We start from the raw sequence: 1,650 nt of genomic DNA, 5'->3' as shown, positions 1-1,650 counted from the left end.
GATCATATTCGGATAGATCTTCTGTAATGCTTGATCCACGATATCTTCTGTCTGCATATCGCAAACCTCCTAACGTTTTATCTGAATAATCTCTCGAAACTATATGTATCAAAAAGTGGAACTGCTTTGCATATAGTTTACCAGATTAACGCTATATTAAGGAAGCACAATAAGAATGGAAACCATTCAATCATTACATTTCTTTAAAATGTCACTTTTATTAGCTATTCAAGGCTGGAGTAAGGGTTGCGCTAGCTGGGGAAACATACTATCATGAGTAAAGAATGTACAACTCTGTCTTTAGAATTAGAAGCATTTGCTGAATAAGTAAGTTTTGCTTCACTAAACCTTGGGAGGAACTACCATGATTATTGAAAATACCGGATTGAACGGTGTTAAAAGCGATTTAGACCACTTAGACGAGTCCGCTGAAAAAGTTGGGTTTGTCCGTTGGCAATGGGAATATTATCGCGCTACATACGACCTAAAACTAGAGGACCGCGCTAGCGGCTCTGACTATTATTTGCGGATAACAACTCGCGCTATCGAAGGCAAGCTTGAATCGCCGCATGCTGTGCTTATTATCGAGTCTGTCTATATTGGGCGCTCCACTTTCCCACACGGCCTTGAGTATGAATCTCCGGTTCCTCAGCCAATTTTAAATACAGCAACGCAAAGACTTCAGCAATTGAAACAACTACTCGCGTAACGGGGGCGGGCTATGAAAGCTACGCAGAACGGTAGCCGTGGAAGACCGGACTTTCTGCTGCTCATTTTAACGTTGCTGCTCGTCGGCTTCGGGCTTGTCATGGTATTTAGTGCAAGTTCAAGCGTGGCGCTTGTACAGTATGACGATGCACTTTATTTCACCAAACGCCAGTTCGTATGGGCTGGCCTTGGTGTGTTGGTTATGTTATTTACGATGAATTTGCGTTATGTAGTGTTTAAACGCTATTTCATGCTTTTCTTCATTCCTGTCGTCATCATGCTTATCCTCGTCCCTTTTGTAGGGAAAGAGATCAATGGGGCCCATAGTTGGTTTGGCATAGGATCACTCGGTATTCAACCGACAGAGCCTGCGAAGCTCGCTATTATCTTGTATCTAGGCGCTCTCATTACGAAGAAAGGCGACAATTTCAGAAGCTTCAAAAAGGGTCTTTTACCTGTCATTATTATTGTCGGTTTCATCTGCGGCCTTATTATGATGCAACCCGATCTCGGCTCATGTCTAGTTCTTGCATCCTGCGCATCTGTAATGATTTTAGCCGGAGGCGCTAATTTAAAGCAGGTATTCCTTTCCGGTACAATTGTTACCATATTACTTACTATTATATTTAGCATATCAATGGCCATTTCACCACAAGCATGGAAGTATAGAATTGATCGCTTAACCGTTTTTAGAGATCCGCTTAGCGATGCCCAGGATACTGGTTGGCATCTTGTCTCTTCGCTTCAAGCACTAGGACATGGCGGTCTAACCGGTGCTGGATTTGGTGAAAGCGTACAGAAGCTGCACTATTTAAAATATCCTTATAATGATTTTATTTTTGCTATCATCGCTGAAGAATTTGGGTTTATTGGCAGTACAATCTTCTTACTCTTCTTTTTATTTTTCTTGTGGCGAGGACTAATAGTTGCTCTACGCTGCCC

General features: G+C 42.2%; 2 protein-coding genes. Both read left to right on the top strand.

Going from position 1 to position 1,650, the window contains the following annotated elements; genetic code table 11:
• Positions 1-364: 364 nt before the first annotated feature.
• The gene (locus AC1DWN_RS33500) at positions 365-709 is read left to right on the top strand and encodes a YugN family protein (protein ID WP_477563145.1); all 345 of its coding nucleotides are present in this window, start codon (positions 365-367) and stop codon (positions 707-709) included.
• Between the two features lie 12 nt (positions 710-721).
• Positions 722-1,650: FtsW/RodA/SpoVE family cell cycle protein (locus AC1DWN_RS33495; RefSeq protein ID WP_477563144.1), on the top strand; the 929-nt coding region annotated here is incomplete at its 3' end.

This window comes from Paenibacillus sp. P4_A7 (genome assembly GCF_056402455.1).
The sequence above is the reverse complement of the archived record's forward strand: the minus strand, read 5'-3'. Positions and strand labels throughout refer to the sequence as shown.

Coding starts and splice junctions, on each gene's coding strand:
- AC1DWN_RS33500 (WP_477563145.1), top strand. CDS start 365: ATGATTATTGAAAATACCGGATTGAACGGTGTTAAAAGCGATTTAGAC.